The sequence below is a fragment of the Granulicella paludicola genome (assembly GCF_025685545.1).
Classification (GTDB): Bacteria; Acidobacteriota; Terriglobia; order Terriglobales; family Acidobacteriaceae; genus Granulicella; species Granulicella paludicola.
In genome coordinates this window covers 215554-228401 of record NZ_JAGSYC010000023.1, presented here as the reverse complement: position 1 = coordinate 228401, position 12848 = coordinate 215554, and the positions used below count along the sequence as shown (strand labels likewise).

At 60.8% G+C, this 12848-nt stretch carries 12 protein-coding genes; 9 read left to right on the top strand and 3 right to left on the bottom strand.

The genetic code is table 11. The features are described from left to right. Positions 1-11: 11 nt before the first annotated feature. Both OHL14_RS08310 and OHL14_RS08305 read left to right on the top strand, forming a co-directional pair. Entirely contained in the window at positions 12-440 is a 429-nt protein-coding gene (locus OHL14_RS08310) for a hypothetical protein (RefSeq protein ID WP_263378875.1), read from the top strand. After that, positions 440-661, top strand: coding sequence for a helix-turn-helix transcriptional regulator (locus tag OHL14_RS08305; RefSeq protein ID WP_263378874.1), 222 nt, complete (start codon positions 440-442; stop codon positions 659-661). Before OHL14_RS08310 ends, OHL14_RS08305 begins: the two co-directional genes overlap by 1 nt. Before the next feature lie 342 nt (positions 662-1003). On the opposite strand, the gene OHL14_RS08300 is transcribed toward OHL14_RS08305, so the two are convergent. Continuing rightward, on the bottom strand, positions 1004-1825 hold the full coding sequence (locus OHL14_RS08300; RefSeq protein ID WP_263379073.1) for a dolichyl-phosphate beta-glucosyltransferase: 822 nt from the start codon (positions 1823-1825) through the stop codon (positions 1004-1006). Positions 1826-2290: 465 nt separating this feature from the next. On the opposite strand from OHL14_RS08300, the gene OHL14_RS08295 reads away from it, so the two are divergent. After that, positions 2291-2608 (top strand): HU family DNA-binding protein, encoded by a 318-nt coding sequence (locus tag OHL14_RS08295; protein WP_263378873.1) that lies wholly within the window; start codon positions 2291-2293, stop codon positions 2606-2608. Between the two features lie 194 nt (positions 2609-2802). Then, positions 2803-3984 (top strand): diflavin oxidoreductase, encoded by a 1182-nt coding sequence (locus tag OHL14_RS08290; protein ID WP_263378872.1) that lies wholly within the window; start codon positions 2803-2805, stop codon positions 3982-3984. 92 nt (positions 3985-4076) lie between these two features. Here the strand turns inward: OHL14_RS08290 and OHL14_RS08285 are convergent, their stop codons facing one another. Beyond that, positions 4077-4517 carry a DUF6526 family protein gene (locus OHL14_RS08285; protein ID WP_263378871.1) on the bottom strand — a complete coding sequence of 147 codons (441 nt, stop codon included), beginning with the start codon at positions 4515-4517 and terminating at the stop codon, positions 4077-4079. 167 nt (positions 4518-4684) lie between these two features. Between OHL14_RS08285 and OHL14_RS08280 the strand changes: the two genes are divergently transcribed. Then, complete coding sequence (locus tag OHL14_RS08280) at positions 4685-5545, top strand: deoxyribonuclease IV (RefSeq protein WP_263378870.1); 861 nt, start codon at positions 4685-4687, stop codon at positions 5543-5545. A gap of 66 nt (positions 5546-5611) precedes the next feature. Here OHL14_RS08280 and OHL14_RS08275 read toward each other — a convergent pair whose 3' ends face one another. Continuing rightward, entirely contained in the window at positions 5612-7180 is a 1569-nt protein-coding gene (locus OHL14_RS08275; RefSeq protein WP_263378869.1) for a carboxylesterase/lipase family protein, read from the bottom strand. Between the two features lie 104 nt (positions 7181-7284). On the opposite strand from OHL14_RS08275, the gene leuS reads away from it, so the two are divergent. The 4 genes from leuS to guaA all read left to right on the top strand — a co-directional run bounded on the left by leuS (position 7285) and on the right by guaA (position 12802). Then, positions 7285-9891 (top strand): leucine--tRNA ligase, encoded by a 2607-nt coding sequence (gene leuS / locus OHL14_RS08270; RefSeq protein WP_263378868.1) that lies wholly within the window; start codon positions 7285-7287, stop codon positions 9889-9891. 95 nt (positions 9892-9986) lie between these two features. Further along, on the top strand, positions 9987-10925 hold the full coding sequence (locus OHL14_RS08265) for a hypothetical protein (protein ID WP_263378867.1): 939 nt from the start codon (positions 9987-9989) through the stop codon (positions 10923-10925). Positions 10926-10983: 58 nt separating this feature from the next. Then, positions 10984-11157, top strand: a complete 174-nt coding sequence (locus OHL14_RS08260) for a hypothetical protein (protein ID WP_263378866.1) — start codon at positions 10984-10986, stop codon at positions 11155-11157. Positions 11158-11215: 58 nt separating this feature from the next. Further along, on the top strand, positions 11216-12802 hold the full coding sequence (guaA, locus tag OHL14_RS08255) for a glutamine-hydrolyzing GMP synthase (protein ID WP_263378865.1): 1587 nt from the start codon (positions 11216-11218) through the stop codon (positions 12800-12802). Positions 12803-12848: the final 46 nt, after the last annotated feature.

Genomic DNA, 12848 nt, shown 5'->3' with positions numbered 1-12848 from the left:
TGGAGCCCACGATGCCCAGCCTCTCCTACCAGGAAAAATCGCTCTACGGCGCCCTCCTCGCCAACCTCGCCGTCTTCATCCCATACTTTGTCTTGATCCACAGAGACGCCCATCCGTCGCTCGGCCTTGTCGCTGGCGCCATCACGACCCTCATCCTCGCCCAGATCGTCCTGCAGGCCATCATCGCCATCGCCACCCGCAACCGCATGACGGACGAGCGCGACCGCCTCATCGTCCTCTATGGCTACCGCGCCGGATACGTCACCGTCATCGCCCTCATGATGTTGGGCATGGCCGCGCTCTGGCTGCACACCGCGCTCGGCCAACTCAACCCCGCCCACTTGGCGATGCACTTCCTCAGCGTCTTCTTCGCCGTCCTCATGCTCGCCGAGATCGTCAAAACCCTCACCCAGATCGTCGCCTACCGGAGACCCCTCTAATGCCCGGCATCAGCAACTCGATCCGAGACCTCCGCGCCGCCCACACCATGACCCAGCAGGACCTCGCCGACCGGATCGGCGTCACCCGCCAGACCGTCATTGCCATCGAGCAGGACAAATACTCCCCCTCGCTCGAGGTCGCCTTCCGCATCGCCCACGTCTTCGCCGTCCCCCTCGACCAGGTCTTCCAGTACGCCCCACCCCGCACCAAACAGAAATGACCCTCCGGAATGCCAGGTGCCCCGTCTTCGCGACGGTTTCATCATCGCTAAGGTGGGATGCAAATGTCGACTTCGCGAGGCAGGCCCTGAATACTTGTCAAGCCCCTGCAGCCCATCAAACTCGAAATCCCCAATAACCACGCACCCTTTCAAGCGAAAATCAATTGCATGTTCACCCGTTCCAACCCGCTATAATAGAAATAGAAGCAAAAAGCCGCCCAAGCCTCTCGAGGCTCCAGCGGCTTTTGTAGTATCTGGACCGCAATTGCGACCAGAGTTCAGACTTAAGCGATCTCGAATCAATACTTTGAATCTAAATTGCGGGGGGGGGGGAGAGGGGGGTTACTGGGCCTTCATCTCGGCGCGCTCGATCCGCTCCACGCGATCGATCTGCGGCGTAACCATCGTACTCGTATCCTTCATCGCCGCAATCGCTTCGTCATAACGCCCGCGCAGCGAGTTGGTCCGAATCTCTGCCATCTCCGACAGCATCTTCATGCCATCTTTCAGATAGCTGATGCGACTCCGCTCGTCGTGTCCCCAGGTCACAGGAACCTCGACGATCTTGTACCGTAACCGACGCGCAATGAACAGGATCTCCGGATCGAAGCCCCAACGCTCGATCGTCTGCAGCCGGAAGATCGTCTGCGCCGCCTCGCGCCGAAACGCCTTGAAGCCGCACTGCGTATCGCGATACGGAAGTCCCATCACTTTTCGTGTCACCCAGTTGAAACACCGCCCAAAGAACCGGCGATACATCGGCTGCGTGATCGTCTGCTTCTGCTTGTCCAGCCAGCGCGACCCAATCGCAACATCCGCTCCTTCGTCGAGCGCAGCGATCAGCAGCTCGGCCTCTTCGATCGGTGCCGAAAGATCGGCATCGGTAAACATCACCAGCTCGCCCGCCGATTGCAGCAGGCCATTCCGCACCGAATAGCCTTTGCCGCGGTTTCCAGGGTTGCGAATCAGGTGCAAACGGTCATGACGCTCCATCCAGCGACCGATGATCGCCACTGTATCGTCAGTCGAACCGTCGTCTACCACCAGGATTTCGGCATCCCAGCCGCGCTCCTGAACACAGCCGAGCACCCGCTCGAGTGCGTTCTCAATACGAGCGCTCTCGTTGTAAGCCGGGATAACAATGCTCAACCGTGGATGCGACATAGCCGAAAAAGCCTTCAAGCAAACCTTTGCGTCGTCCCCGGACAATTTCATCCGACCGAGGATAGGACGAGTCATTCTTTCAGATAAGGAGCAATCGAGGATAGACCGACCTAAGAATACGCTATGGGTTAGACAGGTCAAGGGGCGGTTTTAGCCGCAAAGTATTTTCACGCGCCGCTGTTGTCTCCACTTTGGCACCACCCACAGGCAACTCCTGCGCTTAGGCGATTCCCTCTATCCTCTTGCGCCGAACAGGTTTATCGTGAAAGGAGCAGCTGGGATTATTCCTTACAATTCGAATCGTTTCAGGGACTTCGACCGTCCCATTCTGTGTTCCTCTCGTCTGCTCTCCCGGTCGTCGGCATCTTTACAATCAACTCTCAAACCTTGTTTCGCCTGGGTTCGCCCATCGGCAAAATGAAACCGCACCGACTTTGCAACGTCCTACTTTTTCAAGGAGACTCCATGACGAAAGCCGATCTGGTAGACCAAGTTATCGCTCTGGGCGACCTCACCCGTCGCGATGGCGAGGTCATCGTCGAGACACTGTTCGACTCCGTTATCAGCGCCCTCAAGAGCAACGACAAGGTTGAAGTGCGGGGCTTCGGAAGCTTCCGCACCCGCCAGCGCAAGCCCCGTATCGGTCGCAACCCAAAGACCGGCGAATCTGTCGCGGTTCCGGCTAAGCGCGTCCCTTACTTCAAGCCCAGCAAAGAGTTGCGTGACCTCGTAAATCCAGGGGAGACAAAGCCAGCTGCAGTAACCGACGAGAACCCTGCCTGATCAGAACTCTCGACCTGCTCTTTTTTCTTCCACCCGATACTCTGGCGACGGCTTCCCCTTTGAGTTCAAGTCCGTCCGCTACGAGCGGCCCGCAATCCTACCCCCACACACAGCAGCATTGCCTGTACTCAAAAGAGCAACCTCGGCTCTTTTTCCTGCAATTAGCCGGTAAGCCTCATATAATAGCTAGTGGCATGATTGAAACCACTGTGGCACCTACCGAAGCTCCTGCGAAGCACGCACCCAAGTACACGCGCAACCAGCCTTACTCATCCAAGGTCCTGGTCAATGATCGCCTCACCGGCCCCGAGTCGGAAAAAGATACCATCCACATCGAGCTTGAGCTCGAAGAGGGCATGCACTATCTTCCAGGCGATGCTGTCGGCGTCCTCCCCACCAATCGCGATGAGCAGGTCGACACCGTTCTGAAGGCCCTGAACTGCACGGGCGAGGAGCGCGTGCTCGACCACTACAAGGTCGAGATTTCCTTCCGTGAGGCCCTTTCGAGCCGCCTCGCAATCGGCAAGCTCACCCGCAGCGCCGTCAATCAGCTCGGCAAGATCGCCGGCGACAAAGCTCCCGCTGCGCTGAAGGCTCATCTCGGCCCGGACAACAAGGCCATCGCCGAAGAGTACGTCTGGGGACGCGAGTTCATCGATCTGATCAACGATTTCCCCGGCCTCATCACTGAGCCGCAGCAACTCTTCCAGGTGCTGGCCCGCCTCACGCCGCGTATGTATTCCATCGCTTCGGCGTATGAGGCCCACCCCGGCCAGGTGCACACCACCGTGCGCGTCGTTCGCTACCACTCGCACAACCTCGATCGCCAGGGCGTTTGCTCGGGCTTCATGGGTGAGCGCATGCCGGTGGGCACGCAGATTCCGATCTTCCTGCACGAGAACAACAACTTCCGCCTGCCCGTCGACACCAATGCACCGGTCATCATGGTTGGCCCTGGAACTGGCATCGCTCCTTTCCGCTCGTTCCTGGAATACCGCCAGATCATGGGCCATAAGGGCGACAACTGGCTCTTCTTCGGCGAGCAGCGCTCGGTTTCGGACTACCTCTACAAGGACCAATTCCAGACGATGGAGAAGGATGGCTTCCTCACCCGCCTCGACACCGCCTTCTCGCGCGACCAGAAGAGCAAGGTGTACGTGCAGGATCGCATGCGCGAAAACTCGGCTGACCTCTACGCGTGGCTGGAGAGCGGCGCCTACTTCTACATCTGCGGCGACGCCGAGCGCATGGCCAAGGACGTAGAGCGCACCCTGCTCGACGCCATCGCCCTGGGTTCGAACAGCACCCTCGAATTCGCGGCCGAGTACCTGGCCACGATGAAGAAGGAAAAGCGTTACCAGCTCGATGTGTACTAAAGACCAGTGAGTAGACAGTAGTGAGTAGTGAACGACGAAGGCCGCCTCATTGAGGCGGCCTTTGCTTTGCACTACTGTCTATTCACTGCTGTCTAAACTCGATCGTTATCCGCCCGCCAGCTCTTGATGCTCTCCTTGATCTGCTTGCGGGTCAGCTTCTCACGAATGGCGCGCCGCGCCAGCTCTGGCAGCTCTGGATTGGAGGCGAACCGCAGACCCACATATTGGTCGATAGTCAGCGACTCCAGCTCAACCAGCTCCTCTGGCGAGCATAGCTGCAAAAGCCGCAGCTTCTCTTCCAGCCGAATCACGCGGTTCTGCGCCTTCAGCGCGTAGCCGCGTGTCTTCTCCATCAGAACGATGAGCGCGAGCGACATCACGATCCACCAGCCACCCAGCTTCGCGTGGTCGGGATAATGCCGCACGACATAGGTGATCGAGAAGGCGAAGTTCAGTACAAGAACCGGTGCCAGGAAGTAGTGAAACGGCGGGTCCCAGCGTGTGTGGTTCTTGAAGTCCTGTGTCGAAGCCATAGGCGAAAGTTTCCTCAATAGATTTGTCTGTACATCCTAGAACGTTTGAAGCCCTGCGGATATTGTTTGATTTCAGTGATTTCTGACCGCCATCGAACCTCAGCCTCAGCGTAGTCGTCACGCCAGACCCAAGGCATCCACACCGACGTCTGCGCTACCCTTTGGCTATGGCAAAGAAGCGAATTGGCGTTCACGTAGGCACCAGCGGCGGCATCCACACAGCGGTCACCCGCGCGGTCGAGGCCGGAGCGAACACCTTCCAGATCTTCTCAGCGAGCCCGCGCACCTGGAAGGCCGCGCCCGTAAAGCCCGCCGACGCTGAAAAGATGAACGCTCTCCGCGCGGAGCACGACGTGAACCCCGTCTGCGTCCACGCCAGCTATCTCATCAACCTCTGCTCGCAGACCGAATCGGTTCGCGACAACTCCATTGGAGCTTTCCGAGGTGAGTTCGAGCGCGCCCTGGATATGGGCGCCGAGTTCCTCGTCCTACACCCTGGCAGCTGGAAGGGCCTCACCCGCGACGAAGGTCTGAAGCTCGCGGCGCAGGGAATCGAGAAAGCCATCGACGGGATCAAGTGGCAGGATCGCAACCTGCGCATTCTCATCGAAAACACAGCGGGTGCAGAGTTCTCGCTCGGCGGCAGCTTCGACCAGGTCGCCGAACTCGTCGCCACGCTGCGCGCGTGCGCCCCCGTTGGCGTCTGTCTCGACACCTGCCACACGCACGTTGCGGGCTACGATCTTGTCTCGCCCGAAGGCTATGAGCAGACCATGAAGCAGATCGGCGATACCATCGGCTTCGACGCAGTCCGCGTCTGGCATTGCAACGACGCCAAAGCCGCGATGGGCAGCAAGCTCGATCGCCACGAACACATCGGCGAAGGCACCATCGGCTCCGCTGCCTTCAAGCGGTTGCTGCACGACGCCCGCTTCGACCACGCCGCCTTCATCGCTGAAACCCCAGTAGACGAGCCCGGCGATGAGATGCGCAATGTGATGGCCCTCCGCGCGCTTTCGGCTGGCTAGCCTCGCTGATCTTGTCATCCTGAGCGCAGCGAAGGATCTGTTTTTGACCCTCCGCTATGCTCAACTCTACTTTTCCCACACGCTCTCCAGAAATAGATACCGCTTCCGCAGCTCATCGCTCTTCGCCGCCGACTTCGCGTCCAGGTGCATCAGCATCCAGCCGTCCTTCGCGTCATACGCGGGCCACTTCGGCAGCCCCATACCATTCGGATCACCCGTCTTCGCAAAGTTCGTCCAGTACGTTTGAATCTGCTCGGACACCGCCCGGTCCACAGGCCGCCACGTCGCCTGCTGGCGGCTGTCCAGCGTGCCAAACACGTACTCGATGTCATCCGAATGGAACGCACCTGAACCCGCCGGATGGTACTTGTCCGTTGGTGGCACAAGGTCCAGCCGATAGCGATACACCGGGGCCTCACCCGTCTTCACCTGCGCCTCCAGCCAGCGCCATGTCGAGTACACAAGAAACTTGTCGCCCGCATAATCACCGGCAGACTCCTCCGCCTCCGCATTCGTCTTGGACGGATACACCGCCAGGAAGCTCTTCGCATCTGTGCCGAAATCCTTGTCCGCCGTCGCCGCAAAGCTCGCAGAGGTCGTCTTCACCTTCGCGTTCACCACGGTTCCGCGAATCTCATCCGCATTCCAGCCAGCCATCATCGGTATATGCGCCTGCTCGCCCACCGCATAGATCGCTGATACCGGCTTCGGCAGAAAATACCCGTCGATCACCGGAGGAAACGCCGATGCAGGCTGCAGTCGCTTCTCATCCGCAAACGACTCCGCAGGCATCTTCCGCAACGCCGCAAGATCGTCCGTGCCCAGCACTGTCTTCACCGTCTCGGCATCCTGCACCTCGCGGCCTGCCAGCGGCTTGAATGACAGCGTGCGGTTGTACAGCGGTGAGCCGCTTTCGCCAATCGCCTTCGCCAGCATCCCCTTGCTCACCGGCGACGCCATAAGCGCGCTCACCGAAAACGATCCCGCCGATTCGCCGAACAGCGTGATGTTCTCCGGATCTCCGCCGAAGGCCGCGATGTTCTGCTTTACCCAAGCCACGGCCGCTGCCTGGTCCATCAACCCATAATTACCTGCCGACTGGTGCTCGCTTTCTGCCTCCAGCCCCTTGTGCGTAAAGAAGCCCAGCATCCCCAGCCGGTAGTTCATCGAAACCACGATCACGCCATGCTTGGTCAGAAACTGCCCATCCTGTCGCGGCTCGGAGCTGCCGCCGTTCACGAATCCGCCGCCATGCACCCACACCATCACCGGCAGCTTCTCCGCCTTCGCCGGAGCCCACACATTCAAGGTCAAACAATCCTCACTCGGCCCCGCATCGCGAAACTGCATGTCGGGGCTCACGCCAAACTGCGTGCAGCGATGCCCGAACTGCGTCGCCTGTCGCACGCCCTCCCAGCCCACCACCGGCTGCGGAGCCTTCCAGCGGAGATCGCCCACTGGCGGCGCGGCATACGGTACGCCCAGGTATGCCTTCACGTCTGCAGCAAGGACGCTGCCTTGGATCGACCCGCCGCTTACCTTTACCACCGGAGCCGCTACTCCCTGAGCCAAAGCTCCAGCGCTACCCGCCGCCAACCAAAACGCCCCAGCCAAAACTCTTGTCACTCTACGCATCCTGTCACTCCTTCAGCAAACAAGGTCAATCTAACACTCGGCTATCGCCCATGGCATCCACCGCAGCCTCCACGCATAGCCAGCAGTCTTTACAATAGAGTTCTATGCCGGAACCTACGAACGACAACGCGCAGGGCACGATCCCCAACGGAACGCCGAACGACGCCGAGCGCGACATCAACCGCTACAACCCCGCCGAGCTTGAGCCCCGCTGGCAAGCCGTGTGGGATGCCGACCCGACGCTGTATGCTGCCGAGCCACACACCAGCTCCAAGCCCAAGTACTACTGCTTGGAGATGCTGCCCTATCCCAGCGGCCAGCTCCACATCGGCCACGTGCGCAACTACACCATCGGCGACGCGCTCGCCCGCTTCATGCGTATGAAGGGCTACAACGTCCTGCACCCCATGGGCTGGGACGCCTTCGGTCTGCCCGCAGAAAACGCCGCGCTCAAGAACAACACGCCGCCCCGCCAGTGGACGCTGAACAACATCGCCCAGATGAAGGTGCAGATGAAGCGCCTCGGCCTCAGCTACGACTGGGCTGGCACCGAGGTCACCACCTGCCTTCCCGACTATTACCGCTGGAACCAGTGGATCTTCCTCAAGATGGTCGAGAAGGGCCTCGCCTATCGCAAGTCCAGCAAGGTCAACTGGTGTCCACAGTGCGCGACCGTGCTCGCCAACGAGCAGGTCATCGGCGGCTACTGCTGGCGTCATGAAGATCAGCTCGTCGAGCAGCGCGAGCTTGAGCAGTGGTTCCTCCGCATCACCAAATACGCGGACGAACTGCTCGAAGGCCTCGACAACCTCCCGGGCTGGCCTGAGAAGGTGCGCACCATGCAGCGCAACTGGATCGGCAAGTCCGAAGGCACCGAGGTCACCTTCGCCGTCGACGGCTGCACCGATGGCCTGACCATCACCGTCTTCACTACGCGCGTGGACACCATCTACGGTGCCACCAGCATCCAGCTCGCGCCCGAGCATCCGCTCGTTAAACATTGGGCTGCCATGGACAATGCCTCCGATGCGAAGCTCGCCGCCGACGTCACCGAAATGGTCGCGCAGCAGAAGGCCGCGAAGGAAGCTGGCGACATCGGCTCCATTGAAAAGCACGGCGTGCCCACCAGCCGCAGCGCTGTCAATCCGTTCAACGGCGAGACGCTGCCCATCTGGGTCGCGAACTACATCCTCGCCGACTACGGCACCGGCGCGATCATGTCCGTGCCGGCGCACGATGAACGTGACTTCGAATTCGCCACGAAGTACAACCTGCCCATCAAGCGCGTGATCGCTCCGAATCTCGACACCAACGACCTCGCTCTGCCTTACACCGGCGAAGAAGAGGCCGTCCTCATCGACTCCGGCGACTTCACCGGCGAAGCCTGCCTCGAAGCGCAGGACAAGATGGCCGCGCTCGCAGAAGAGAAGGGCTTCGGCAAGAAGACCAACACCTACCGCCTCAAGGACTGGGGCGTCAGCCGCCAGCGCTACTGGGGCACGCCGATCCCGATGGTCTATTGTCCTGAGCACGGGATTCAGCCAGTTCCAGAAGCACAGCTCCCCGTGCTTCTGCCCGAGCAGATCACGATCACGCAGCAGGGCGGTTCGCCGCTCGCCAGCGTGCCCGAGTTCCTCAACACCACCTGCCCGGTCTGCGGCGGTCCCGCGCGTCGCGAAACCGACACGATGGACACCTTCGTCGACTCCAGCTGGTACTTCTACCGCTATACGGATGCGCACGACGCGACCGCTCCCTTCGACTCCGCCAAGGCCAACTACTGGTTCCCCATCGACCAGTACATCGGCGGTGTGGAGCATGCGATCCTGCACCTCATCTACTCACGTTTCTGGACGAAGGTGATGCGCGATCTGGGGTTGATCGAGAACTCCGAGCCCGCGACGCGCCTGTTCACGCAGGGCATGGTCATCAAAGACGGCGCGAAGATGTCCAAGTCCAAGGGCAACGTCGTCTCGCCCGATGAGATGACCGGCAAGTACGGCGTCGATGCCACGCGCATGTACGCTCTCTTCGCCGCGCCGCCCGACCGCGATCTCGACTGGCAGGAGGACGGCGTCGCTGGCGTCTATCGCTTCCTCGGCCGCGTCTACCGCGTCACCACGAAGTTCGCTCCGGTCGTGCGTTCGCTTGAGGCGAAGACCACCGGCGACGAGGTCACCGTCCACGCGCTCGAATCGGATACGCCCGCCGAGCTCGCGCTGCTACGCACGCTGCACCAGACCATCGCGAAGATCACCGAAGACTTCAGCGGTCGCTGGCACTTCAACACCTGCGTCTCGGCCATCATGATCCTCGTCAACGAGATCATCGCAGCCGACGCCGTGATGGAAGCCGGCGAGATCTCGCCGAACACCATCGCCGAGCTGCTGCGCAAGCTCACGCTGATGCTCGTCCCCTTCGCTCCCTTCCTCGCCGCGGAACTCTGGCAGGAGCTGGGAGAGCAGGGAAGCGTCTTCAAGCAGGCATGGCCCGTCGCCAATGCCGAGCTTGCCCGCGAATCCGAAGTGCAGGTGCCGGTGCAGATCAACGGCAAGCTCACCACCGTACTCACGCTCCCCGCAGACACCGCCGAGGACGCCATCAAGCTGGCCTCCCTCGCCGATGAAAAAGTGTCCACACGCCTCGTCGGAAAGACGATCGTGAAGCACCTCGTCATCAAGGGCAAGCTTGTCAACATCGTCGTCAAGTAATTAATGGCGATCTGGCTTTGAAGGGAACGGGCTTCGGCCCGTCCATCCCTGCCAGTGAAAGTAAGCGGGCTTCAGCCCCGGAGGGTGCTTCACCCATGCCAGACATGCCGCAAACGAACAGCGCGGGTAAGGCCCCCGTCCGAGGCACTCAATCCTTCGTCAGCATCATGGGTAAGGTTTGGAGTCGCCCCTCGCTCACCGGGCTTGAAATTCTGTGGCGCTGGCTTGTCGGAGTTTTAGTTTTTCTGGGAGTTGGATTGGCGACCCATTTCCAAACGCCGGTCTTTACAGATAGGACAGGATGGCTCAGCGGTCTTTCCGTCTTTCAACCAGTTCTTGCCGTTCACAACATCACGATCGTAATTGCTGACTTCTTCACAGGCGCATGGCCCCTAGCGCGATGGCTGCTTCCGCTTATTTTCTTCCTCTGGAACGTCATCGCCGCCGTCGGCCGGACCGCCGTCCTATGTCGCCTCGACCCCACACTTCACGCCCGTCGCATCACGCTCTTCCTCCTCGGAACCCTGCGCTCGTCCCTGCTCCTCGCCGTCTGGTTCCTCTACTTCCGTTACGTCGCCTTCAGTGCGCGCTACAGCATTCTCACGCCCGCAGCGAGCAACCAGGAGCCCAACGTCGTCCTCTTCGCCGCCATGATCATCTGCGGCACGCTGCTCCTCTACGTTCTCTGGGGTACCTTCAGCTGGTTTCTGCAACTCGCTCCGCTACTCGCGATGCGTAACAACCTCGGTGCTGTCGCCGCCCTGCGAGCCGCCCTCACCGCAGGCCCCGTCCGCGGCAAGCTCGTTGAAATCAACCTCGTCATGAACATCGTGCGCATTGCGCTCATTGTGCTGGCGATGGTCTTCTCCGCTTCGCCGCTGCCGTTCACAACAGTCGCTACCCAGCAGTTTCTCGAGTGCTGGTGGACTGGCGTCCTTCTGCTCTACCTCGCCGCCAACGACTACTTCCACGTCGTCCGCGCGGCCAGTTACCTCTCGCTCTATCGCGTCTACAATCCTCCGCCCGCTGTCTAGCCGCGTCGGGTCGCTTTTGCATCCAAGCCGTTAGCTCACTCAACGGAGAAGACCCCACATGTCCTCGTTTGGCATCTACCTCATCGGAACACTCATCGTCGTCATCGGCGTCGTCTACATCTGCCACATCGCCCACATGCCGCAGACCTGGACCCTTGGTATCGGCATCGTGCTCGCCGGAGCAGGCATCATGGGCGCGGTCAACAACACCCGCCAGCGCGATAAATCCTAGGTAAATCCTGGCCACCCGGCGCAGCCTTCCACCGCTTCCAGCCATTTAGACTGGAAGCGTGGACACTCCAGCAAACCTGACCCCCACCTCGTCGACGATCGTCATTCTCGACTTCGGCTCCCAGTACACGCAGCTCATCGCGCGCCGTATCCGCGAGTTCAACGTCTTCTCTGTCGTGCTGCCCTGCACCACGCCTCTGACGGAAGTCCTCGCACTCAACCCGAAGGGCATCATCCTCTCCGGCGGCCCGTCCAGCGTCTACGACGACTCCGCGCCTAAAGCAGATCCCGCCGTGCTCGCCACCGGCTTGCCCATCCTCGGCATCTGCTACGGCCTCCAGTTCATCACGCACCACCTCGGCGGCAAGGTCGTCCCCGGCTCCGCGCGCGAGTACGGCCACGCGGCCGTTACCGTCACTGAGCTCGACAATGTCTTCCACGGTCTGCCCAGTGAGCTCTCCGTCTGGATGTCGCACGGCGATCACGCCGAGTCGCTCGCTCCCGGCTTCCGCGTCACCGCCACCACCGCGAACGCCATCGCCGCCATCGCCAACGACGCCAGCAAAATCTGGGCCGTACAGTTCCACCCCGAGGTCGCCCACACCAAGGACGGCATGCGGCTCCTGCAGAACTTCGTCGTCAAGCTCTGCGGTGCCTCGCAGGACTGGACCCCCGAACACTTCATCGCCACCACCGTCGAAAAGATCAAGGCGCAGGTCGGCCCCACCGGTCACGCCATCTGCGGTCTCTCCGGCGGAGTCGATAGCTCGGTCGCCGCCGTGCTCGTAGCGAAAGCGATTGGCGACCGACTCACCTGCATATTCGTCAACAACGGCGTGCTGCGGAAGGACGAATTTGAGAAGGTCCAGAAGACCATGCGCGAAGACCTGCACCTCAACGTAGTCGCCGCAGACGCCTCCGAACGATTCCTCGCGAAGCTCGTCGGCGTCACCGACCCGGAGCAGAAGCGCAAGGCCATCGGCAACGAGTTCATCGCCGTCTTCGACGATGAGGCTAAGAAGATCTTCGACGCCGAGAAGTCCTCCGGTGAGGAAATTGCCTGGCTGGTGCAGGGAACGCTCTACCCCGACGTGATCGAATCAGCCAGTGTCCACGGCCCTTCGCACGTCATCAAGTCGCACCACAACGTCGGGGGCCTGCCTGCGGACATGAAGCTCAAGCTCATCGAGCCGCTGCGCGACCTCTTCAAGGACGAGGTCCGCCGCATCGGCCGCGACCTGCAGATGCCCGAAGAGATCCTCGAGCGTCAACCCTTCCCCGGCCCCGGCCTTGCCGTCCGCATCCTCGGCGAAGTCACACCCGACCGCGTGGCCATCCTCCAGGAAGCCGACGCCATCTGCGTCGAAGAGATCAAGCGCGCAGGCCTCTATCGCAAGGTGTGGCAGAGCTTCGCCGTCCTGCTCCCCATCAAAACCGTAGGCGTCATGGGCGATCAGCGCACCTACGCCTACACCTGCGCCATCCGCGCCGTAGAGTCCGAAGACGGCATGACCGCCGACTGGGCCGCACTGCCGTACGAAGTGCTCCGCACCATCTCCAGTCGCATCGTCAGCGAGGTCCGAGGCATCAACCGCGTCGTCTACGACATCACGAGCAAACCACCGGGGACGATTGAGTGGGAATAAGCAAAACAAAAGGCTCGTGCAATTCGCACGAGCCCTTTTTTGCTGC